Here is a 23,588-nt window from a genome sequence, read left to right as displayed (position 1 = left end):
TTTTCACTAATTTTGAGTAGTTTGGTTAAATAAATAAGTTCGGGTTATGAATTTACGTATGGCCAAGCAGTATAGACGGGGGTAGGTCGAAGTGCTCCCGTTTTTAATAGATTACTACTTAAGCCTAAGTTATAGCTTACGGCATAACGGTAATCCTCCTTCCTTCTATTTTAAATTTGACAGCCTGTGTATAAGATATCTTTTCCAGTATTTTCGATATATTATCGTTGCGGCTTATCGAACCAGTAAAAACCTTATCGCTTACATCCGCCTTTATATCCACCTCCACATTGTACCAACGCGCAAGTTTTTTCATAATACTTTCAAGTCCTTCACTATGAAATACAAATTTACCATTCTTCCATGCGATCGCCTTATCCCCATCAACTTCTAAAACTTTGATTTTCTGATTATCAAAAATCGATTGTTCGTTTGGTTTTAAAATGGTATTGTTTACTTCAACAGACCCTTCGAGTAAAGTAGTTTTGATATTTCTGTCATCCTTATAGCTACTGATATTAAAATGTGTCCCCAGGACTTTTACTGTTTGGTTTTTACTTTTTACGATGAAAGGCCGTTTTTTATTCTTTGCAACTTCGAAATATGCTTCTCCCTCTAAGCTCACCTGACGATATTTGCCAGTCTCAAAATCTGACGAACATGTCAATGTGGTGGCCGCGTTCAACCAAATTTTGGTACCATCGGATAAAGTAATCTGATAAGTTCCTCCATTAGGGGTACTAATGGTACGGATTAAATCATTCGAAGAAGACGATTCATTATCTCTTTTTAAATCGACTGGAGCGCCATCCGTATAAGTAATTGTATTATCGTCAAGTAAAACGCCTTGCTTGTTTTGGTCAAGAACGATCTTTTTTCCATTCGCTAATGTCAGAATAGCTTTATTGCCACCGGCGACAATACCGATAACCTGTTTTTGTTCAGTTTTTCTTTTTAGATTAGTTCCTTGCTGGATATAGATAAAAAATCCAGCCAAAACAGCAGCAGCGGCAGCAACTGATCGAATTCCCCATGTTTTTATTCGCCTAACAACCGTCCTTCTCGGGGAAGGATTATTGAATTGTGGATCTTCTAAGATGCCTTGGAATATTTTGTCACTATCCTCTTTAAATAGAGGATATTCTCCACTCAAGTTATTCCAGTCATCTTCCATAAACCTCTCCACATCTTTTAAAGATGATGAGCTCTTTAAAAACGTTAGAAGCAGATCAAATTCATCTTTGTCAATTGTTCTTGCTGTATACTTTTCCAGAAGTTCTTTTAATAAAAGGTTTTCGTTTTTCATCATGTCGATAGCCCGTTAAGGATGCCGCTTTTGTTATATTACACCGCAAACTGGAACAGGGAGTAGTAAATTTTAAAAAAAATAATATATATTTTACAACAAACTAACAATAAAATGATTATGCAACACTTTTATTTATTCACTGTCGATAAAAGGCTGCAAAATAATTCATGGGAAAATAAAGGAAGTGAAGTATAAAAAAACGAACACTAATAATAGTTGTAAGTATTTTCTAAGATATGCTTTCAAAAACTTCACGGCATCCGAACTATGTTTTTTTACTGTTTCTTTAGAAATATTTAGTTTTTCGGCTATTTCTAAATGGCTAAGCCCCTCTTCTCTACTCATTTTAAAAATTAGCTGTTGTTGCTTCGATAGTTGATTTACCGCTAAGTCTGTGAGTTTTTTCAGCTCTGTGAGTTGTAAAGCCTCCTCTGTATTATTTGTTATATCTGAATAATTGGACCACAATTCCTCTGAAATACTGGAAAGCTTTGCTGCATCCCGTAGGCGATTTAAGCATAGTCTTTTACATATTGTGAAAAGCAGGGCTCCAATCGGACGATTTTCATCTAGCTTGTGACGAACTGACCACAATTTGACCAAGGTATCATGAACTATTTCTTCAGCATGCTCCCTATTATGCAAATATCGGATACTAAAATGATATAGCTTTTTATGCCAAATATCGAAAATATGGCGAAATGCCAGCTCATTATTCTTTTTGAGCGAAAGAATGAGCTCCTCATCAGAATATGCATGGCATGAATTCATTGTAAATTGAGATTATTTTAAGTACACAATTTGTTTTTACTAATGTACAACAAAATCAAAGGTATATTTTGTATTAATTAGATACAAATATTCAATTTTTTAGCGGTTTTTAAAAAAAATCTCTACAATAAGATTTTCATCAATAAAAAAGCGGCCCAATAATTGAATTCATTGTAGCCGCTTATTTTGATATATGCTAGAATTATTTTTCCAAAGTTGTTATCATAGCTTCAATCTCTGTCATTAGATCAGCATCATTTCTGAAACCAGCAGACTTAAACTGCATATTTCAATTTTTATGGCCTTCGAATTAACGAGACCAAAAAAACAATAAACACTTAAACTGATTTTTTCTAATACCCAAATATTTCATTGAGTGTTAACTTATCAACAGCACCCAAACTTGAAACGACACTTTCATTAAGATCCTTTTCATCTCCAACTATACAATATATATAAGATTTATTAGCTATATTATTTGCATGAAAGGATTTAAGATCTAAATATGTAATTTGAGGAACTTTATCTAAAACAGCTTTTCTATAGTCTTCAGTCAGTCCTCTTCGTTCAGCTGCTAAATAATTTGTCAAGATATCTGAACCGTTGACACGCTCGCTCGCCAATGATTTCAATAAATTAGTACGAACAGATTCCAGACCAACTTTTGATTCAGGGAGCTCATTTAAAAGCTCATTCATACCAGCTATAGCGTCTTTAAATTTATCAGATTGTGTACCAATATATGCACCAACCATCCCATGATTTTCTTTCTTTTGAGGTTGTGCATAATAAGCGTAAGTTGTGTATGCTAGAGCCTTTGATTCGCGAAGAGTCTGAAAAACCACACCTCCCATTCCTCCGCCAAAATAACTATTAAAGAATGTTACTGTAGGAATCTGGTTTTTTTCAAATATACCTGCATTTCTAATCCAAAAAACTTCAGTTTGCTTCATCGAATATTGAGCAAATAAAACCTTAGTTTCATTTGTGGGCTTTTCCTCAAATTTGGTACCCTTTTGCATTATAAAATACGGTATTTCACTATTCTTTAATGGTGTAAGATTTTTTACCAAATTATTAACTGACTGTGGGCCATAATATAGAATTCGATGTTTCGAATTTGCGAGATTATGCAGAACATTTACTAAATCCGAGGCTTTTAAGCTATCAAGCTCCTGATCAGTATACGTGTAATTAAAAGGATTTTTAGCTCCATAGCGCGCATATGCCTTTAACCCATCCATTATAGCAGTTTTATTCTCTTTTGCGTTTGCTCTCGATTTCTTTAGTCTTCCTATATAAGCTTTAAATGCATCTTCGTTAACAACACAATTATGCATAAGCTCCTGCAAAAGACCAACCGACTCTTTGAAGTTAGTATTCAAGCCCGAGATGGAAACACTACTTTCTTCATTTCCTGAATTGACCGAAAAATCCGATGCTAATTTGTAAAATGCCTTACTAAAGTCTTCACTACTTCGTTCTTTAGTTCCTAAAAATTCCAGGTATCCTACAGCCAAACCTAACAACTTGTTATCCCAGCTTCCAAAGTCAAAATGATAAGTTAGGTTAAATAATTCATTATTTTTATTCTGAACAGCCAGAACTTCAAGATCTTTAAGTTTTGATTTGGACATGTCTTTATCAAAGTTGATCCATTTGGGTTTAATATCTTGCTCTGGCATCTCATTTATCTGTCTAAGAAATGCTGATTCTACATTTCGGTTTACTGTGATTGGTGTAATAGCAGGCTTAATTACTTTATTAATGTTGTTATCTTGCCCTTTTTGCTTGTAAACCGCAACGTAATTATCATTAGAAAGGTATTTGTTAGCAAAACGTACAATGTCATCTTTGGTAATTTTAGATAATCTGTCTGTATAAGCTAATTCATTTGCCCAGTCTAGTTCAGAGGTAAATCCTGACATTAATTGATTAGCTGTACTGGAATAGCTTTCAAATAGTTTGATCTGTGCTTTCTTTTCATTGTTAACTATTGAGGTCAATAAATCATCTGAAAATTCTCCTTTTCTAAGCTTCTCTAATTCACTCAATAATAATGCTCTAACGTCATCAAGGCTTTGACCTGTTCCTGGATTTCCTTGAAGAAGCAACATAGAATAATCTTTTAACACAAAAGGGAATGCACCAGCACCCAATAATTTCTGAGACTTCACAAGATCAAGATCTATCAATCCAGCGGAACCATTGGTCAATACATTTGCCATGAGATTCAATATCTGGGCATCAGGATGTGCCGCGCCCGGAAAACGGAATCCCATCAGTAGATATTCTGATGCTGGACCATTTATTGTTTTAAGGACGGGGCTCGTAATAGGTTTCTCTTTTTCAAAAGTATATTCAGGAACGGGCTTGGGTTTCATGCTCGAAAACGACTTATCAATACGTTTAATTACATCATTAGGATCAAAATCACCTGACATGATAATTCCCATATTATTTGGAACATAATAAGTGTTGTAATATTCCCTAATAGCTTTAAGAGAAGGGTTTTTAAGATGTTCCACCGAACCTAAAATAGTCTGCTTTCCATAATTGTTGTTAGGAAACATTGCGCCAAAAATAGCCTCTTGAGATTTTCTATTATCATTATCCAAGCTTATATTTTTTTCTTCATAAACAGCCTCTAGTTCGGTATGAAATAAACGAAGAATAGGATTTCTAAAACGTTCCGACTGAACAGCTAAATACTTATCCATCACATTATTAGGAATATCTTCCACATAGACTGTTTGTTCAAAAGATGTGAATGCATTGGTCCCTTTAGACCCCATACTGCTCATCAGTTTATCATATTCATTCGGAATAGCGAATTTAGATGCTTCACCAGAAACTCTATCAATTTCTTTATAGATTGAGGCACGTTCATTTGCGTCATTACTATGATTATATTTCTCATACAGATTATCAACTTGATCTAATAAAGGTTTTTCCTTTAACCAATCCAAACTACCAAATTTATCAGTTCCCTTAAAAAGCAGATGTTCAAGATAATGTGCCAATCCAGTATGGTCTTTTGGATCCGTCTTACTTCCGGCTTTGGTGGCAATATAAGTTTGTATACGGGGCTGCTTGCTATTTGGACTGAGAACAACCGTAAGACCATTTTTGAGTTTATAGAAACGTGTGTGAACGGGATCATTTGTCACATATTTGTAAGTATACCCCCCCTCTGTACTTTCTTTCCACTGGTATTTACTTACCACCTGGGCCTCAATACCCGTCGTAATAAACAATAGCGAGAGAAATGCTATTGCCTTAAATCGATTTTTCATAAATAATTATAACATTTAAAAAATTGACAAGATTTATTTTGACAATAATGGAAATAATCAATCAAAAGCACAACTTAACTAACGAAAAACAAGAAAATAAGCAAAAAAATAGAATTTTAACAATAAATAATTCAGCTTTAAACATTAAAACATGATCAAAAGACAAATTTTTCCCATAAAATTGAAAAGAAGAAGGATATAAAATGGGTATTTTATTCAACTGGCTATAATAAACACATATGCTGTTAGTTAACGATAATTTTTAATATAGCACCTAAATCGATAAGGAAAGTAAGGTCTTTAAAACTCGCAACGTCGTTTAAAAACTTATATAATACTTCTTGATGTCTTAAATAAATTTGATGTACCCTTGGCAATCATGTGAGTCTTTTTCGCATTCCAAATTTCACATTCAGCAAGAACAAATTGCCTTCCTTTTTTTATAACCTTATTGCTAGATATGACTTTATCACCGTTTTTAGCTATCGAAAGATAATCTATGGAATTATTTATCGTAATGTGGAAATTATCTTCATTAAATGTAAACATGGTAGCACCAATTGTATTATCAATTATAGCTGCAATTACTCAACCATGCAAATTTCCAATAGGATTTAACCATTCTTGCCGTACGACATACTCAAATTCTAGATATCCTTTTTCTGCTTTGAGCACAACAGGACTTAACCAAGCCATAAAAGGTGATGGAGACAATTAGAATTCTCTCCCTAGGAATTTTTTAATTTGTGAAAGCCAATCCATGTTATATTTTTAGCTATATTAATGTCCTATCATTCTAAATGATATCAAAATATCCATTAAGAAAATAAGATTTATTTTACATATTTGTTAAAACTATTTTTGTTTCTGGTATCCCTGGATATTTTACTTTTACCTGGATATTCCCCTGTTGAGGTAAACCACGTACAATTCCTAACGCTCTTCCTTTCCATACTTTTCTTGAAGAGCCTTTATAAAGCTCAGTATCTTTTAAATTAGCATTGTCAATTCCCACCAATAGCCCGGGACCCTCAATCTCAAAAGATATTCTATCCATTTCTGATGGACATACTGTTCCTTGGCCGTCAATAATTTCCGCCGTAATATATGATAAATCGAGCCCGGTTGCTTTTATATAATTCCGATCGGCTTTTAATCTGATCTGAGTAGGTTTTGATGCTGTATTCAAAATACGCGTCTCCACTTCTTTATTTGTCTGATCTAAAGCAACAGCTTTTAATTCACCTGCTACATACGAAACATGAAAAGTAGCCATAAATTTTTCATTTTCTCCTGTAAACTTTTCCCCCACTACCGATCCGTTGAGATACAATCTAACTTTAGGATAAGATGAATACACTTCAACTGCTAAGTCCTTACCTTCAAAGCCATTCCATGTCCAGCTATCCCATGTTGGCCATACACTCCAGAGTGTTTCATGGATATGTAATGGCTCAGGATTTGGTTCACGAACAGCTAAGTGGAGTTTGGGTCCTTTATTATATAATAAATCTCTATAATAAGAAATTGGTTTTCGCGATCCAGTCAAATCTATATCGCCACAATAAGCGCCATGCCAAGGAAAAAGATCCCTATCGTAATGTTCACCGGTTACCTCTCCCGTATAGTACCATCTTCCGATACCGGATTCTCCGAGGTAATCCATCGCTGTCCATACAAAATCGCCAATTATATAAGGATGATCATTAACCAACTTCCAATTTGCAAATGCATCTCGCGGATATGATTCTGTTTGAACAATTATCCGTTCAGGCACTCGTTCATGATCTTTAGGCGCGCGATGAAGCTGATAATTATATCCTGCTACATCATGCTGGGCCATCAGGGAATCGAATATTTCCCAATCATTATCCCATGTTGTCATTGCAGAAACTACTGGTCTGGTTTTATCTATTTCCCTAATAGCATCTCTTAACATCTTGGCTGTAGTTACGGCTCGAGGTTCCTTGCGCTCAATAATTTCATTACCAATACTCCACAGGATAATCGATGGATGATTCCGGTCTCGCAAGACCATGGCCTGTACATCTTTTTTTGCCCATTGGTCAAAGTACATCGCATAATCATAATCGGTCTTTTTCGATCTCCATCCATCGAAAGATTCGTCGATAACAAACAGACCTATACTATCACAGGCTTCTAAAAATTTTGTTGATGGCGGGTTGTGTGATGAACGAACAGCATTAAATCCTGCTGCTTTAAGAAGTTCAGCTTTTCTAATTTCAGCGCGGTCGTAGGCTGCCGCTCCTAATGATCCGTTATCGTGGTGCACATTACCGCCATTCAGTTTGATCGTTTTACCATTTAAAATTAGGCCATTCTTCGAATTAAATGTGACGGAACGAATACCAAACCTTGTGTCTACACGATCTAAAAGCTGTTTTCCTTTCAACACTTCTACCCTTGCGATATACAAACTCGGATTATCCGGCGACCAAAGATTGGGCTTTTTAACTGTCAGTACTGTTTCTAGGGATTTTTTATCCAATTTAGATGTTTCCAAGCGCTGTTGGCTCTTTGCGATCAAATTACCCGCTGTATCGAAAATCGTGGTTTTAACCAATACTTCTGCTGAAGTACTATTTTTGTTTTCAATCGTCGTATTTAATCTAACTATCGCAACTTTAGCAGATATACTTTCTGTCTTTATTCCTATTCCCCATTTTGGAACCGAGATATTATGCTTTGATATAAACCAAACATTTCTATATATTCCAGCTCCGGTGTACCATCGACTATTTTTCTGCCGCGAATTATCAACCTTTACAGCAATAGTGTTGATTTTCCCGTAGACCAAATAGGGCGTAAGATCATAAGAAAATGAGGTATATCCATATGGGTATATCCCTAATGATTTCCCATTTATATAGACTTCGGAGTTCATGTAGATCCCTTCAAAATAAATGGTGGTATTTACATCCTTTTGCGGAGCTGCTACATGAAACGATTTTCGATACCATCCAATTCCGGCAGGGAAATATCCGCCGTCATTTCCTGACGGATTTTTGAATTTAACATTACCTTCAATACTCCAATCATGCGGTAGATCCAATGAACGCCAATTCGAATCATCAAAATCATTCAATTGAGCATTTAAAACATCTCCCAACTTGAATTTCCATCCAAAATTGAATAATTGATTCTTAGAGGCCAAATTATCCTGCGATTTAGCAGCTAAAATAAAGAGGCTAAAAATCACAACGAACAAAAGTATTTTTTTCATTAAGCGTTAAAATTGGTTCAAACATATTTATAAATACAATCAATATTCTTCTTTTAACATATAGATATGTTTATAGACAAATAAATTGAAGTTATTAAATGTACAAAAAACATTTAATTTACATAAGTCAATTTTTATGTTTATTCTGAAATAATATCATTAGCACTTTTCACATCACGTATTGATTAATTTCCAGAATAATTATACAAGCAAAGTACATTTCGATAAAAAATAAGGCCAAAATATCCAATTTCGATTTTAAAACTCCTATTATAAAAAATTATCGAACTATTTCTACTCCAAGTAAATCATCAAAAGATATTCTTTTTGGCCCACTCTGCGATCTTTAAACCTGGGCGACCATAAACAGTTTGACCATCATCCTTAACAACAGTTTGAGCGTCCATTTTGCCTTCTTTTGCTAACTTCATTGTGATGTAAGCGCTTTCGATATAAGCTTTTAATGCCTCTGGTTCCTGAATATTCCATTTGATTTCTTTACCAGATGCGCTGGACAAAATTTCGGACACTTAAGGCCCCGTTAACATTCCAATGCTCAAGAAATCATTGGCTCCATTATGCTTTTCAGGTCCTTCACATAGGACTGCCGCGGCTACAGCTCCAATATCTGAAGCAAAAACCCATCCCTGTTTAGCCCCACCCCAATTCACCGTAAACGAACGCGTTTGTTGAATGGGTAGTTTAACGAACAGTCGAGTCCGCAATTACATTCGGGTGAATATGTGTCCAGGGTAATCCGGTGGCTTCAATATAACATTCAATCATATCATGCCAGATAAAGTGAGGTATTAAATCCCTGCGCGAAGTAAACACACCTAGGTGAACAATATGTTTTACACTTGCTACAAATGCTGCATCTACTAGCATCATACTCTGACGAAGCATATCTACGGTATAATTAGTTAGCAGGAATACGCGGTCCGCACCCTCCAAAGCATACCAAAAAAAGTCTCCGGTTTTTCGAGATCAAGTAAGACAGCCTCACGACTTTCACTCACCCATTGATCAACAGTGGACTGATCAGTTGATGACAAACGAACCACAACTCCATTATTTGAATCTAATTCTTTCACAATGTAAGCGCCAACACGACCTGTAGCCCCTATGATGAATACTCTTGCTTTTGAGTCTGATATAATTTTGCATAAATACTTATTTTATTATGTAAACAATTAAATATTCCACGCTATTACAAAAAGGGATAATCGACATACCCCTTTGAATCACTCCCGAATATGGTAGCGGGATCAACTATATTTAGATCTGCATTCAACTCAAATCGCTTCGGTAAATCCGGATTGGCAAGAAATAAACTACCAAATGAAACGTATGTTGCAATTCCTTTATGAAGCTCAATTTCTGCCCGTTCCCTCGTATAATAACCATTCGCTATGACAGGTTGTTTAATGAGCCTCCCAAAAAGTTCAATTTCATCAATTTCTGGATATGTTTCAATCTTGGGAAATGCAGAATTCCTTTTCATCAGCTCAACAAACGCAAAATCCATTTTATTAAGTTCCTTAATTAAATAATTATACGATTCAATTGGATTGTTCTGCACGATGCTAGCGTAACTTTGCAAAGGCGATATTTTAATCCCTACTCTATCCCCGCCTATCTCCTCAATTAATGCCTGCATTACTTCTAGAATAAACCTACTTCTATTTTCGATACTTCCTCCATATTCATCACTTCTTTTATTAGAACTTTCAGCCAAAAATTGATTGGGTAAGTAACCATTTGCTGCATGAAGCTCTACACCATCAAAACCTGCTTCCAATGCATTTTTTGCAGCTTGGACATAATCCTTAACAATGTCTTCAATTTCCGCAACCGTCAATTCATTCGGTATCTCAAATGCTTGCATGCCTTTAGATGTAAAATGCTGCATTCCATCAATGGCTATTCGCGAGGGCGCGACTGGCAGAATACCTTTTCTATCCGATGAATGACCAAGCCTTCCCGTATGCCAGAGCTGAGCAAAGATCCTCGCTCCTTTTTCGTGAACGGGACAAGTTACCTTTTTCCAAGCATCAATTTGCTGCCGGGTAAATAGACCCGGCGTGTTGGGACTTCCCAAAGCCTGTTCCGAAATATTTATGGCTTAAGTAATAATTAGGCCAGCGCTAGCCCTTTGAGTGTAATATAGTACAGTTAATTTTCCTACAATCCCATCAATATCAGCCCTGCTCCGTGTCATCGCAGCCATGACCATTTTATTTTTTAGCGTATGATTTCCAATCTGTACAGATTCTAATAGTTTCATTTTATAAGTTCATTATATGAATTATTTTATACTACATAAATTATGAATATTAACTAACTAACTAACTAACTAACGTTAACTATTTAAACCCACTGAATGTTAAAAATTGTATTGCCAATTAGAGCTTCTCCCCAAAAACTACAGTTAGCCTGACGAGAAAGAATTGATACCAAAAAATATCTCTAAATAATATTTAATTTATATTTAGCTAAGGGTTAGTCTTTGGTCTAAACGGCTTAAGTAAATAAAGATAAAAAAAAACACTGACAGGAAGAACAAATTATTAATTTAAATAAATATGCTTATAAATTTTAAATCCAAAAAAATCGTAAATATAAGTGACCAGGATCCAAATGTTCAAAGACAACTTATATTGCTTCTTTAGAAATCCAAATAAGAAAAACAAGTTTACTTCACAATCTATTCCCCGACAATTAATTTCAATCGCTTTATGACACAAAAGGTCCTGAATTTTATCTTTCTCACCTCAAATTTTGTAACGATAGTGTAACAGCCCCAAATTTTGATAAGTGAAAAAATTTCAATAAATTGCTTCTGCAAGCTAGAAACAAAGTTTTTGCATCAGGTAATGAGGTATCGACAAAAAGACTCATAATCTTTTGGTCCCTGGTTCGAGCCCAGGTGGGAGCACAGAACAAAAAAGTCGCTTTTCTATATAGAAAAGCGACTTTTTTCGTTTCTACGCATCGTTTTCCGACGATGTAAAGGTCTAGGAGAATCACACCATTTCAGCCTGTTTTGCATAGTTTTTTATTGAACTTCACGTAAAAAGATATCTAACGGGATTTTTCACCTGCTAAAGAAAAAACTATAGCAACCGTCAGCGCAAAAGTTTATGAACACCACAAGAAATCAGATGGTACCTACGATGTGGAAATAATACCTTTTCTTAAAGTTTACACTATATTAGCACCTTAGATATTCGATCAATTCAAACCTATTTCCGAATGGATCTCGAAAAAAAAATCGTTCTCGACCATCTATCTTGGACGAGTATTTTACGATTATATTCTGATTCTTCAAAAATAATTTAGCATGGGATAAGTCGAAAACTTCAAACGCAGGATGTATATCAGAATTTGTTTGATGGTACTTTTCTTCACGAATATGAAGCTGGATATCTCCGATTTCAAACCAAATAGCCCCCCTGGGATGATTACCAAGGATTTGATTCAAACGCAATATCTCAGCATAAAACCTTTGCGCTGAAGCTAGCCCGCCTAAAGGAACACTTATGAGTATATGCTCTACACGTTTAAATTTGATCATTAGTGTATTTTTAAAACATTGGCCAACGCTGAATGCATAACAGAAGGCTCGACGTCCATATCCATCCAATATTTAATTGCTATTCTGCCTTGATTAACGAGCATACTAAGACCATTTAAAACGCTACATCCCTTTTCTCGAGCGGTTCTTATAAAATGAGTATCTGGGGGATTGGGTATAACATCTGCGATAATCATCTCCTTTCCGATAAGATCAAATTCAATATCGAGTTTTTGATCCACATTGGGAAACAGCCCTACACTAGTTGCATTGATCAAAATATTCGTTGATAATTTTATCTTATACCTTCCTTCCCAACAGTTAAATAACGCGTTAGTTTTAGTATTACTATTTATCAGATCGGCAAGTTCTTCACCTTTAGATTTGTCCCTATTTACAATAATAATTGTATGGGCTCCCGCTAACGCCAATTCAACTGCAATTGCGCGAGCAGCGCCTCCAGCACCAAATATTGTAATACACTTGTCCTTAGGATCTTCAATAATTTCTAGCGCTTTTAAAAATCCTTTTCCATCTGTATTCTCACCTATCCAAAGGTTCCCCCTTCTAACTACAGTATTAACCGCACCTATCAATCGTGCAGAGCCTCCTAATTCATCAAGATATGGAACGACCGCTATTTTGTGTGGAATAGAACAATTGAAACCAATCCATCCCATGGCTTTTGCTCCTTTGATAGCATCTGCCAGATGCATAGGCTCAACCTCGCAATTCAGATAACGAGCGTTGATACTGTGATATCTATAAGCTGCTTCAATCATCATTACAGTTGGATCTCAGAAGCTGGTTTGGCAAAAGAGCCCGTAATAAAAGGCAAAAAATCAATGTTATCTTGCATAAATGTGAAATAAAGTAATTGATACAAAATGATAAATCTTCTATTACAAAGATTGCATATTACCGGCGCCACGCCCAGGTATATTTAAAGGTATTTTTTGTATTTTTATCGTAAGCACTTTTAAAATGAAGAAAATACAGTTTGATCAACTCGTTATTCATGATTATGAAGAAAAGACTTTTCATTTACCCCTTCATAGCCATACTTATTATGAACTGGTTTATATCCACAAAGGTAGTGGCATTCATTTACTGAACAATAATAGGTTTCAATATGGGGAAGGAGATCTGTTTATAATAAGTCCAGAAGACGAACATTATTTTGAGATAAACAAAAGTACTCACTTCACATTTATAAAGTTCACAGACGCATATCTGTCAGAACACTCACAGCATACAGTAGATAATTTCAATTTATATGAACCTGTCCGAATAATGAAGAATAAGTTATTAAAGGAAGTGAAATTAAAAATAGATGAACCTCCCAATGCTATACTTCGAAATATTATTGAGAATATAGTATTGTACAAATTTTCGAAGGATATCTCTCGTTCAGCGCTCATATTTTATCAGATACGATCTATCTTAGTCTTAATTAGCGAAGCTGCTGCTAAACTTCATATAAGAATTGACAATGGTCAGCCCGGTAAAGAAGAGCTCATTTCCTTCATACATCAACATATCTACCAACCGTCAATTATTCAGATTAAAAACATCGCCGCTCACTTCTCTATTGCAAATAGTTATTTCAGTGATTATTTCAAAAAAAAGTTTGGTATAAGTTATCGAAATTATGTCAACGAATACCGCATAAACTTAATTCAAACTCGATTAACTGTTCCGACCGTTTCACTATCGCAGATCGTATATGAATTTGGTTTTACCGATGAAAGCCATTTAAACAAATTTTTTAAAAACCATATAGGTCTGACCCCAAAAGTATATAGAAATTTACACCTTGAAAATACAGTCTTGATCTCTCCAATCGCAGATTCAATACCTCAAATAAAAGTAGCCAAATAACGCTGACTCTCTGATCAATCGTACTTTGATATTAACAACTATTGAGTTTCGTAGTTTTTATCGAAAATTTTATAACTGCATTATTTTAGCATGGGGCCATTTCATTCAGGAGCAAATTAACTGGTCATCGATTTTCCAATCTCTTTGGCCAGTACTTTTAAATCTCCAAGTAGTAAAAAACGCGAATTTAGTCTACAATCTCTGATCAACTCATGTTTATTTGTTTTCTATGTGACTTATCCAAGGATCATCCCTTCCATAATCAGTTGGCGTTTCCGACGATTCAATCTGTAGCGTCCCTCCCTTTCTAAGCTCTTCATGTGTGATCCATAACCTCTTCAGATCTTTTCCATTCAACCTAATCGATTTGATATAACGCGTTTTGTCGCTTCGATTCGGCACCTCAATGGTCAGTGGATTCCCTTTATTTTCCAGTTTGATTTGATCAAAAAATGGCACGCTGATATAAAAAACAGGTTCCCCGACCAAAGGTTGTTGCAATCCGATCGCAGATAGCACCCACCAGCTCGACATAGCACCAGCATCGTCGTCCATGGTTCTTACAAAGGCTTTAGGCTCATTTTTATAGATGCGGTCGATATGTGCTCCGATTCCACGGCTGTTGTCATTAAAGTAATATTGTATGATGGTGTCCAATGCAATTCGATGTATCCACTCCTGATAGCGCCAAGGGGTTTTACTCGCATTATATAAGGTCAGCGATTGCATATCCGGTTCATTCGCCCTATTGAAATAATAACCGTCATAAAACTCATCCAGTTGCTGTGTAAAATTTTCTTCACCACCTGCTAGCTTTCTTAATCCCATAACATCAAAAGGTACATTCCAACGATATTGCCTAATTGTTCCCTGATACATATCCCGTGCCGACATACGGTCGACATCTCGTTTGGTCAGATCTTTGAAATCTTTATTCCAAATTGCCTGATATGATTTTGCTCGCTCCAGATAGATTTTGCTGTTCTGCGGAAAAAGCTTGGACATTGCCCACATATCATAACATGCTTCAAGGTACTTGTCCGGTTTCTTAAAATCATAGCGCAGGGTATCATGTATTAACGAATCTTTTATTCCATCAATATCGACCCGATATCCTTTCTTGACCGCATCCAAAAGAACGACAGCGGCATGTTCTGTCCGGACCGAATTTGCTGGTTCATGAGCTCCTGCAAAGTCAAATTTCCCATAACGGTACAGGTCTGCAATCGAGGAGACAACGCCCTGATACATTTCAGTATCTATCAGCTCCAAAAGCGGTAGTTGTGTTTTATAATTGTCCCAAATTGCCCATCCATGATAACGTATTTCTTTGGAACGATGTATTTTCCCGTCTGTTCCCCTAAAATTTCCCTGCTCATCGCTGATAACATAAGGAGATTGTAAACTGCGATAGAGCAAGGAATAGAATAAATCTACCTTATCCGAATCGCCCTTTACCTGCAGTACCGACAGGGCAGTTTTCCAACGATCAGCTGCACGTTTTTTTACCGTTGAAAAATCTAGCTTATCATATTCTGCAAGTGTCTTTTTTGCGTCCTGTTGATCCACAGCCGAAAATGCAATATTGACGTCTGCTATAAGGCTTTCCTCCTTCAGGTCTACCCAGATCTTGTTCCCCTCCTTTCGCCATTCGCTCGCTGTAGGAATTTCCAGCGCATAATAAATGGTATATGTTCCCACATGGCAGGTCGTTTTCGCACGTACTTTACCGAATAGCAGATTACCCTCCTGTGTAAATTCATTGTCAACAAAAGCGCCATTGAAAGCATGCCCCAAATCAATAAAAAAACCTTTCCTACCCACGGGAAAAGTATATTGTTCACGACCAAAATCATTATTCACAGCCACTTCAACTTGAATACCCTCTGCGGTTTTTAAAGCATAATACCCAGGTTGGGCGTGCTCGTCAATTTTATTCAGCGGCTTTGTATCATTTTTTATAAATGGTCTAATAAGGATCAGTCCACCACTGCCCATACAACCTACTCCCTCGAGGCGATTGTGTGTAAAGCCTTTAATTTCCTTGGCAAGATGCTCATAGCCCGTATGCGTCCCCGGATTAGTATAGGGCACAATGCTCAATTGATGGAAAGGAGAAGAAGCCGCTGGTGAAAGCTGGCCGTGGTCGCCGGAAGATCCCAAGAAGACGTTTACACGATCGGTCTGCGCTCCAGCAATTGTAGCATAACAGAGCATCAAAGACAGCAGTAATTTTTTCATATATAGTCTATTATTTTTTATATGTATAAAGGGCGCAAACTGATTTTTCACGATACAAAAAGCTAACCTATACAGTTCTTGGCCATAGCAAACAACTATTTTTTTCAGCGCCTGATGTTTTTTATTTATTAATTCTTCGAGAACTTTTCGAACAATTTGAAAGAGATGATGGTGATTATACCAGTACAGTCCAACGTAAACAAAACTAACGATATAGGAGATAACTTTAGGATATAATGGTTTAAGGCTAGCAAAAGTAAATCCTTCAGGTACTTATAATTCAAGTACCATAATCGTTATAATGATGGCCAAAACGCCATCACTGAATGCTTCTAACCTGCCTTTAGTCATTTTTGAAGATCGGGGTTAATAGCTGATACTGCAGGCCTAAACGGAATACATTTAATCGCGCCACACCAGGATCACCGCCCAACATTCCACTACGGTAGTCTTTTAGGCCCCATGAATAACCGGCAAACATGGTATAACGGTCATAATTTACATTAAACTGTAAACGCGGGCGTAGATCCAAATCGATAACCTTGCCTCTATCACGATCAAAACTTGTTTTATTCCCCTGTTTATCTTCAATGCTACCATTTTCTTTGATGCTCAGCGTTTTGGCAATATCCATACCCAGCTGTATATCCATTGTCATCGGTTCAAAAAAGACACGATAGCCAACAAAAGGATTAAAATTGATAAATTGTTGATTGAGACGGGTCTGACCACGGCTTCCATTCATAAACTCATTGCCTTCCAAATCAATCTTTGTCTGCAATCGTTCATAGGCGCCTTCCAAACCTGATATTAGGTTGTTGGCAAAAACATAACGGTAGTTTAAAGCGCCACCAATATTGATTCCATATTTTTTTCCATAAGGATTATTGGTATAATAGTCCTGTTGTGTAGATCCATTCAACGTACTCTTTGCTTCGGTTCCCGATCCCGTAAAATTGGACACACCGGAGGTGACACCCACACGTAGTTCGTGCGATTGCGAGAAAGCCATAAAATGGGTTATACCAGCAAAAAGTCCGACAAGTAAAAATCTCTTCATCATAACCGAAATATTAAATTAAAATCCTTTAAAAAATTGAGCGAATTTGATTGTTAAAAGTAAGAAAATTTATGTGATTCAACTTACTCCAATCTTTATTTTTTCTGTAACGATAGGGTGCATTCATCAGCGGAAATCCATCAATCTTATCAGCCAATAAAAAAATATCAGGAGACAATATGACTATATTTATTGAACTACATCAATGAAAATGAATCAATTCAGGCTTATTTTTGTTGTATTACAAACAAAAGAATTATCCGTATGAAATATATATTGGAAAACCCTGTCATCGGTCATATTGCCGAGCAGAAATATAAGACCAGCATCCACTGGAGGAATGGTGAATTTATTACGGATGAACCTGAAAAACTTGGCGGCAGAGATCTTGGGCCTGACCCCTACACCCTTCTTATCTCATCGCTTGTATCTTGTACCTTAGCTACTTTACGCATGTACATCGATAAAAAAGGGCTTGATATTCCAGAAATTTCAGTCAGTTCAAATATGTACCTCAAAATTGAAAAAGGACAGGTGGTTACATATTTTGATCGCGAGATAGCTTTTGGACAAATCTTAGCAGAGGATACCCGAGAACGCCTGCAACAAATTGCCGAAGAATGTCCCATTTCAAAAATTTTAAAGGGTAATGCCATTGTCAATACACTCATCAGGACAAATCCTTAAAAAAGAACATCATGAAAATCTTAACCTTTCTCATATTTGGTAAAAATGAAGAAATTCTCCTCACGCTCAAGAGAATCATTGAAAACACGCCCAACTGGAATGCATCGATACAATACGATTTGGATGCCTGTAAAAAACAGCTTATTGACGTCCCTGTAGATGTTTTATTATTGAGTTCGGGACTCTCGCCTCAGGAAGAGCATGAAATAACAGATCACCTTACGCGGCTCACTTATCCGATTGGTCTGATCAAACATTATGGCGGTGGAAGTGGACTTCTAAAAAATGAAGTCTATAGTCTTTTTCCAGACTTACTCTCCGTTTAATAAAGCACAGGATATAGCAATAGCGTCCTAGAAAAACAACCGAAAACCGTTAAAACTCTTTCTTTATTGAACTAGATCAATAGAAATCGACGGCCAATAGGCTAATTTTGGATACTAAATAATAAGATCATGAACAGACAGAACTTTATAAAAAAGGGACTTTTGGGTTCCGGGATATTTGCATCAACAGTGTCTTCAGCTGATATCTTGAAGAATGATATTGACGAGATAGAGCCGCTTGAAACGCTGGATGCCGAAGCTGTAAACTATAATTCAGACAAATTGGAAAACCATAGTGTCCTCCACAAGGCGGCTACACGCGGTCATGCAAATCATGGTTGGTTAGATAGCAATCATACGTTTAGCTTCGCCAATTATCACGACCCCGAACGTATGCACTTTGGTGTATTACGGGTGCTAAATGATGATATAGTGGCTGAAGGAAGAGGTTTTGGCAAACACCCGCACGATAATATGGAAATCATCAGTATTCCTTTGGAAGGTGATTTGCAACACGAAGACAGCATGGGTAACAAAGCCATTATCCGGAAAGGAGATATTCAGGTCATGAGCGCCGGAACAGGCATCATACACAGTGAATATAATAAAAACACCGATCAGGTAGTCAAGTTTCTTCAAATTTGGGTGTACCCTAATCAACGGAATGTGAGCCCCCGATACGATCAAATTACATTGGATATAACTCAAAGACAGAATAAATTCCAGCAAATTCTTTCTCCAAATCGAGAAGACGAGGGTGTATGGATCCATCAGGATGCCTGGTTTTCCATGGGGCATTTTGACAAGGACGTCCAAACAAAATACCGAATCAAAAAGGCAGGAAATGGTGTATATGTTTTTGTAATAAAAGGTAGTGTTACTGTCGAAGGAAAAGAATTAGAAAGCAGAGATGGCTTTGGAATATGGGATGTCGCTGAAATTAACCTCAAAGTAACCTCAGCAGATACTGAAATCCTGCTGATGGATCTTAGTATGATATTGGACTAATTAGGTGCATTATTTAGACATCATTTAACAAAAAAAGGGAGCCTATGAGGCTCCCTTTTTTGTTAAGGCTATTTATTTTAGAAAGTAACGGAATTCAGCTTTTTATCAACGAAGATACCATCTATTGCTTTCAGATTGAAATTGACATTACGTTTTGCTTTCAATTTGATCTTAAATAAAACTTCAGATCCATTCAAAGTCTCCTTGTTGCCCAGATTAACAAAAGTAGCATACAGAGCCTTACTTCCATTGGTGTGAAGACGATCGTTGCTATAATTGTTCATCTCCTTTAAATGTACGGACTCAATACCGACATATTCAAAATCACCCTGATTGTAAGGAAGAGCAAAACTAAGTGCATTGACAGCTTTAAGATTCTCTCCACTAACACTGATCTCCACAATATCACCCGATTTTAAGGTCGTTTTTGAAGGAATCAGTTTTAATTTACCACTGACCTTTTCTTCTTTATTTGGTTTTGCACCGCCTTCTATGACAACAGCAACATTGGAAATATCATAAGCGTCAATCAGATTATTTTTATTGACATCACCATTGCTGACATAACCTTCGAAATCTCCATCTCCCAGTCGCAATCCCGTGTAGTTAATATAGGAAGTCAAGTCATTATGATCGATCAATCGGTCATTATTAATATCGCCCGGTAAGTAGCTTGACGAACCTGGCACTTTAAACACATATAATTCTCTTCCTGAACCAAAACCTCCCACAGCTTCAGAAACTGAAATTTTGATAAATCGAGCCACCGGATGGGTTCCAAAATCAAAACGTTTCATTTCGCCATCACGTTTCCAGTCAAAACCACCAGCTTCCGTCCAGGTGTCCTTATCATTGCTATAGAATACTTTTCCTTTTAAAATGATGCCATTTCCGCCATCGGTTCTTGGAAGATACACAAACTTATCCAATTGATTAACGGATTTTAGATCTAAGATCATATCAAACGGAACCGCAGTATGTCCCCATTTTGTATGCCACATATCCCCCTCATCATAATTGAACAATTTATTGATACCATTTCCGCCTTGGTTATCCACAGAAGTCTCTGCTTTGATTCCTTCGATGGCAAATTCCAATGGATTTGCCTTTGTTTTTGCGGCAAATGTACTCCAATCTGAAACACCAGATTTATTGACAGCTCTAATTTTAAACTGGTAATCAGTTTCCGCGGCCAATCCTTCGAATAGCAACTGACTGTCTTTGATGGTCGAATAGATCAGATTATTGAATTCAATTTCATAATAATCTGCATTTGCAACCTTTTCCCAGGTTGGCGTTAAGGTATATGCTTGTGTATGTTGATCTGTGATAACAGCTTTGGGCGAAGTCAAAGCACCAGTCTGAGCCAGATAGTTGTCAACAGGAGCATATTCGAAACCCTCCAATTGTACTTCTATTGCAGTCGATGAGACATCCTGTTTCGCTAGTCGTACCAGCAACTTCGGATTTTTCACCAAAGGTACTTTTTCAAATTCAGATCCCTTGGTTGCAAACTGATTCAGGTTTGGTTGTGCGTCGTAGAAATATACATTTTCAGAAGTATTGAACGCATCTAAGCTGTTCACTTCTTTAAGTTTATTATTTTTTCCATTGACCTTTACGGTCAATTTCTTAGGTGCTTTGGTAACGTTGAAACGAATTTCGGTAGACTTCATTTTCTCAAAGCCGTCAAATTCGCCTTGCGTTGGAGCAATCGCAAAAACAACTTTATTGTTGTTTAACTGTGAAGTTATGGATGTATTTGCCCCCTTGCCATAACGGTAAGCCTCTGTCTTTCCATCATCATCATATTCCAGGAAACTAGAGTTTCCATAAGGATATACTTCATAAATACGTTGATCTTTTTTGATTTCCAGCACATTATTATTTGGGTTGGTCACCGGAATAATGGCTCCATTTTTCACGAAAACAGGCAGCTTCCAAATAGGCACATTAAAGTTATTGATGATACGGCCACCCTGGTATTTTTCACCCGTAAAATAATCAATCCATTCACCATCCGGCAGGTAGATACCATTGCGTATATCATTTCCCTTCTCATCCACACGTGTTTCCTGATAAATCGGTGCCACCAGGAAATTTGGACCATAGAGGTACTGGTATTGCGTTGCCTTTCCAAGTGTATAAGCATTTGCTTGCTCTAAAAACATCGCGCGAATGATGGGCAGACCATCTACCGCTTGTTTTGCCACACTATAGCTGTAGGGAACCAATTGAGATTTCAATTTCAGATACAGACGATTGATCGAAGTAGCTGGCTCGCCCAAAGCATGAGGGTATTTCTCGTTCGAGCCCCAGCCATCCATATTGAGTTCCATGGGTGTCCAAGTCTTCCATTGAAAATCACGGATATTGACCTTGAAGTTTTTACCACCAAAGATCCCGTCCATGTCAGAGGTAATGTTGGGCTGGCCCGAAAGTCCCGAGCCTATATATGTTGGTATGTGGAATCGAATATACTCCCATACACCTCCAGTTTGGTCACCCGACCAGATACCCGCATAGCGCTGCGTACCTGCCCAACCATCCAATGAAATAATAAATGGACGAGCGTCGTTGCCATAGTAAGGCATGGTATGCCCTACATCAGCTACCCCATTGAGACCAAAGGAGTATCCTGGGCCCACCCAGGCCACATCCGTCTTTAGGACTCTCACACCTGCATCCCGTACCTCTTTTACTATATCACGTTGCAGTAATGCACTGATGCTGTCTTTGGGATGGAGATCAGACTGTGTCCATAAACCGATTTCCACACCATTCTTACGTGCATAATCGCCGAACTCTTTCAGGTTTTGGATATTTCCATCTAAAGATGCCGTTTGACCATATCCAGCACCGTAACCATCATTGGGAAGAATCCAACCCAAAGGCATGTCATGGGCTTTATAACGGTCTATGACTGCGCGAGCCGAAAATTGATAATTGTTTTTCTCGCCATTCAGCGATTCTTTGATTCCGCCATTGTCCTTTTGGCTTTCTTTATAGCGTTTGCCATCTTCAAAAAGAATTCCCTTTTCATCTTCTTTCCAAAAATCGCGGTTATAAGCATTAAGATGTCCTTCGTACAAACCAAATTTTGGTAGAAGAATTGGGTTACCCGTCAATTGGTAGAAATCGTTGAGCAAAGGCACAATACCGTCACCAACCATAAAAAAGACATCCAGATAATCCGTATCGTGGGCCAATTTGACTGTGCCAGCGGTTTTGGCTCCAAAGGCGTAACTTCCCTTCTTAAAAGTATGCCACATAAAACCATACCCTTTGGTTGACCAGTAATAAGGGGTTGGAGAGGCAACACCGCCATCGGTCCAGCTGTTCTGATTTTCGATAGCAATTACTTTTCCCTTATGTGAAAAACGTCCATTTTGAACGCCACCACCAAAAAAGTACTCATCCGCATTTTCCTTTAATTCAAGGCTTACTTGTTTGTCCTCAAAAACGACCGGCTTTAAGCTTTCAACTACAATCTTATTGGTTTTACGATTAAGGATACTAAACTGTGAAGTCTGTTTATCCATTGAAAAAAGAATATCGTTGGTGGAGATGCTGACCTTATTACCTCCATCCTTTACCTCAAGCCCAGTGACTGTTTTCCGAGGTTGCTCTACCAATATTTTTGCTTCGGGTTTTGCTTCGGGATCACGGATTATACCGCCATGAACATCCTGGAACATCCTAAAAATATGATTACCGTAGAAATCTAAAGTAAGACGTTGACCATTATCGTATACAATCTCGACTGTTGTCGGATTAATTTTCTGAATCGTGATAATACGGTTTCCGTGATCGCGACCCATTGTATTATAATAATTGATCGTACTTACTTTAGCGTCAACTCGAGAGGGTTGAAAAATAAAAGGAGAAGCCAATCCCATCAGTAAACTGACTTGTGCTTTTGTGCTCCAAAAAGATATCTTCATGCGTATGATTTATAATGCATTAAATTAACATAACAATAATACAATAGTAAATCGAAGTAAAAAAGGAATTATGGAATGCAAACGATTGTCCAATAATAATGTTGCAGGCTAGCGGCGGTTTCGGAACAGCTTCCGATGGAGCAGGCTCACCGACGGTCCTCTGCTGCGATAACCGATAGGCGGAGGATATGCAATGTCTTATACATGGAAATACGGAAGTACTTAAACGAAAGAAGCCCTTGAC

At 37.2% G+C, this 23,588-nt stretch carries 17 protein-coding genes and 2 pseudogenes; 4 read left to right on the top strand and 15 right to left on the bottom strand.

Features of this window, described 5'->3' with window-relative positions:
- Nucleotides 1-136: 136 nt before the first annotated feature.
- From B3297_RS19090 to aroE, 11 genes and pseudogenes are all read right to left on the bottom strand, one after another.
- On the bottom strand, nt 137-1,309 hold the full coding sequence (locus B3297_RS19090) for a FecR family protein (RefSeq protein WP_286779287.1): 1,173 nt from the start codon (nt 1,307-1,309) through the stop codon (nt 137-139).
- A 165-nt stretch (nt 1,310-1,474) separates the two neighbouring features.
- Nucleotides 1,475-2,080, bottom strand: a complete 606-nt coding sequence (locus B3297_RS19085; RefSeq protein ID WP_286779286.1) for an RNA polymerase sigma factor — start codon at nt 2,078-2,080, stop codon at nt 1,475-1,477.
- A gap of 353 nt (nt 2,081-2,433) precedes the next feature.
- A complete protein-coding gene (locus B3297_RS19080) occupies nt 2,434-5,376 on the bottom strand; it encodes a M16 family metallopeptidase (RefSeq protein WP_286779285.1) in 2,943 nt (980 codons plus the stop codon).
- Between the two features lie 327 nt (nt 5,377-5,703).
- Nucleotides 5,704-5,952: a PaaI family thioesterase gene (locus tag B3297_RS24900; RefSeq protein ID WP_369012228.1), complete on the bottom strand. Its 249-nt coding sequence runs from the start codon at nt 5,950-5,952 to the stop codon at nt 5,704-5,706.
- Between the two features lie 262 nt (nt 5,953-6,214).
- The gene (locus B3297_RS19075) at nt 6,215-8,620 is read right to left on the bottom strand and encodes a glycoside hydrolase family 2 TIM barrel-domain containing protein (protein WP_286779284.1); all 2,406 of its coding nucleotides are present in this window, start codon (nt 8,618-8,620) and stop codon (nt 6,215-6,217) included.
- Nucleotides 8,621-8,931: 311 nt separating this feature from the next.
- A complete protein-coding gene (locus B3297_RS19070) occupies nt 8,932-9,150 on the bottom strand; it encodes a hypothetical protein (RefSeq protein WP_286779283.1) in 219 nt (72 codons plus the stop codon).
- Nucleotides 9,151-9,345 carry a hypothetical protein gene (locus B3297_RS19065; RefSeq protein WP_286779282.1) on the bottom strand — a complete coding sequence of 65 codons (195 nt, stop codon included), beginning with the start codon at nt 9,343-9,345 and terminating at the stop codon, nt 9,151-9,153.
- Nucleotides 9,323-9,574, bottom strand: a complete 252-nt coding sequence (locus B3297_RS24895; protein ID WP_369012227.1) for an SDR family oxidoreductase — start codon at nt 9,572-9,574, stop codon at nt 9,323-9,325. The genes B3297_RS19065 and B3297_RS24895 overlap by 23 nt, the downstream gene beginning before the upstream one ends.
- A 256-nt stretch (nt 9,575-9,830) precedes the next feature.
- Nucleotides 9,831-10,907 (bottom strand): annotated as a pseudogene (locus B3297_RS19060) (alkene reductase).
- Nucleotides 10,908-11,834: 927 nt separating this feature from the next.
- On the bottom strand, nt 11,835-12,197 hold the full coding sequence (locus B3297_RS19055) for a phage portal protein (RefSeq protein ID WP_070563767.1): 363 nt from the start codon (nt 12,195-12,197) through the stop codon (nt 11,835-11,837).
- Entirely contained in the window at nt 12,197-12,982 is a 786-nt protein-coding gene (gene aroE, locus B3297_RS19050) for a shikimate dehydrogenase (protein ID WP_201303573.1), read from the bottom strand. Before aroE ends, B3297_RS19055 begins: the two co-directional genes overlap by 1 nt.
- Nucleotides 12,983-13,181: 199 nt before the next feature.
- Between aroE and B3297_RS19045 the strand changes: the two genes are divergently transcribed.
- Nucleotides 13,182-14,078, top strand: coding sequence for a helix-turn-helix domain-containing protein (locus tag B3297_RS19045; protein ID WP_070563771.1), 897 nt, complete (start codon nt 13,182-13,184; stop codon nt 14,076-14,078).
- A 216-nt stretch (nt 14,079-14,294) separates the two neighbouring features.
- Here the strand turns inward: B3297_RS19045 and B3297_RS19040 are convergent, their stop codons facing one another.
- The 3 genes and pseudogenes from B3297_RS19040 to B3297_RS19030 all read right to left on the bottom strand — a co-directional run bounded on the left by B3297_RS19040 (nt 14,295) and on the right by B3297_RS19030 (nt 17,382).
- Nucleotides 14,295-16,319 (bottom strand): glycoside hydrolase domain-containing protein, encoded by a 2,025-nt coding sequence (locus B3297_RS19040; protein ID WP_070563774.1) that lies wholly within the window; start codon nt 16,317-16,319, stop codon nt 14,295-14,297.
- 138 nt (nt 16,320-16,457) lie between these two features.
- Nucleotides 16,458-16,670, bottom strand: a pseudogene (locus B3297_RS19035) (TMEM175 family protein); the annotation flags it as partial.
- On the bottom strand, nt 16,663-17,382 hold the full coding sequence (locus tag B3297_RS19030) for an outer membrane beta-barrel protein (RefSeq protein WP_139144934.1): 720 nt from the start codon (nt 17,380-17,382) through the stop codon (nt 16,663-16,665). The pseudogene B3297_RS19035 and the gene B3297_RS19030, both read right to left, overlap by 8 nt.
- Before the next feature lie 261 nt (nt 17,383-17,643).
- On the opposite strand from B3297_RS19030, the gene B3297_RS19025 reads away from it, so the two are divergent.
- The 3 genes from B3297_RS19025 (at nt 17,644) to B3297_RS19015 (ending at nt 19,400) form a co-directional block, all read left to right on the top strand.
- The gene (locus B3297_RS19025; RefSeq protein WP_070563780.1) at nt 17,644-18,066 is read left to right on the top strand and encodes an OsmC family protein; all 423 of its coding nucleotides are present in this window, start codon (nt 17,644-17,646) and stop codon (nt 18,064-18,066) included.
- A gap of 11 nt (nt 18,067-18,077) precedes the next feature.
- Nucleotides 18,078-18,392, top strand: coding sequence for a hypothetical protein (locus tag B3297_RS19020; RefSeq protein WP_070563783.1), 315 nt, complete (start codon nt 18,078-18,080; stop codon nt 18,390-18,392).
- A 129-nt stretch (nt 18,393-18,521) separates the two neighbouring features.
- Entirely contained in the window at nt 18,522-19,400 is an 879-nt protein-coding gene (locus tag B3297_RS19015; RefSeq protein ID WP_070563786.1) for a pirin family protein, read from the top strand.
- Between the two features lie 77 nt (nt 19,401-19,477).
- On the opposite strand, the gene B3297_RS19010 is transcribed toward B3297_RS19015, so the two are convergent.
- Nucleotides 19,478-23,344, bottom strand: coding sequence for a TIM-barrel domain-containing protein (locus tag B3297_RS19010; RefSeq protein WP_286779281.1), 3,867 nt, complete (start codon nt 23,342-23,344; stop codon nt 19,478-19,480).
- Between the last annotated feature and the right edge of the window lie 244 nt (nt 23,345-23,588).

It is taken from the genome of Sphingobacterium sp. UBA3519 (assembly GCF_002377215.1).
Classification (GTDB): domain Bacteria; phylum Bacteroidota; class Bacteroidia; order Sphingobacteriales; family Sphingobacteriaceae; genus Sphingobacterium; species Sphingobacterium multivorum.
Note: the sequence above shows the minus strand (reverse complement) of the source record. Positions and strands in the feature narration are given on the sequence as shown.

What these genes read in the sequence shown, in the direction of transcription:
- B3297_RS19090 (WP_286779287.1), bottom strand. Translation starts at nt 1,309, where the DNA reads ATGATGAAAAACGAAAACCTTTTATTAAAAGAACTTCTGGAAAAGTAT.
- B3297_RS19085 (WP_286779286.1), bottom strand. Translation starts at nt 2,080, where the DNA reads ATGAATTCATGCCATGCATATTCTGATGAGGAGCTCATTCTTTCGCTC.
- B3297_RS19080 (WP_286779285.1), bottom strand. Translation starts at nt 5,376, where the DNA reads ATGAAAAATCGATTTAAGGCAATAGCATTTCTCTCGCTATTGTTTATT.
- B3297_RS19075 (WP_286779284.1), bottom strand. Translation starts at nt 8,620, where the DNA reads ATGAAAAAAATACTTTTGTTCGTTGTGATTTTTAGCCTCTTTATTTTA.
- B3297_RS19055 (WP_070563767.1), bottom strand. Translation starts at nt 12,197, where the DNA reads ATGATCAAATTTAAACGTGTAGAGCATATACTCATAAGTGTTCCTTTA.
- aroE (WP_201303573.1), bottom strand. Translation starts at nt 12,982, where the DNA reads ATGATGATTGAAGCAGCTTATAGATATCACAGTATCAACGCTCGTTAT.
- B3297_RS19045 (WP_070563771.1), top strand. Translation starts at nt 13,182, where the DNA reads ATGAAGAAAATACAGTTTGATCAACTCGTTATTCATGATTATGAAGAA.
- B3297_RS19040 (WP_070563774.1), bottom strand. Translation starts at nt 16,319, where the DNA reads ATGAAAAAATTACTGCTGTCTTTGATGCTCTGTTATGCTACAATTGCT.
- B3297_RS19030 (WP_139144934.1), bottom strand. Translation starts at nt 17,382, where the DNA reads ATGATGAAGAGATTTTTACTTGTCGGACTTTTTGCTGGTATAACCCAT.
- B3297_RS19025 (WP_070563780.1), top strand. Translation starts at nt 17,644, where the DNA reads ATGAAATATATATTGGAAAACCCTGTCATCGGTCATATTGCCGAGCAG.
- B3297_RS19020 (WP_070563783.1), top strand. Translation starts at nt 18,078, where the DNA reads ATGAAAATCTTAACCTTTCTCATATTTGGTAAAAATGAAGAAATTCTC.
- B3297_RS19015 (WP_070563786.1), top strand. Translation starts at nt 18,522, where the DNA reads ATGAACAGACAGAACTTTATAAAAAAGGGACTTTTGGGTTCCGGGATA.
- B3297_RS19010 (WP_286779281.1), bottom strand. Translation starts at nt 23,344, where the DNA reads ATGAAGATATCTTTTTGGAGCACAAAAGCACAAGTCAGTTTACTGATG.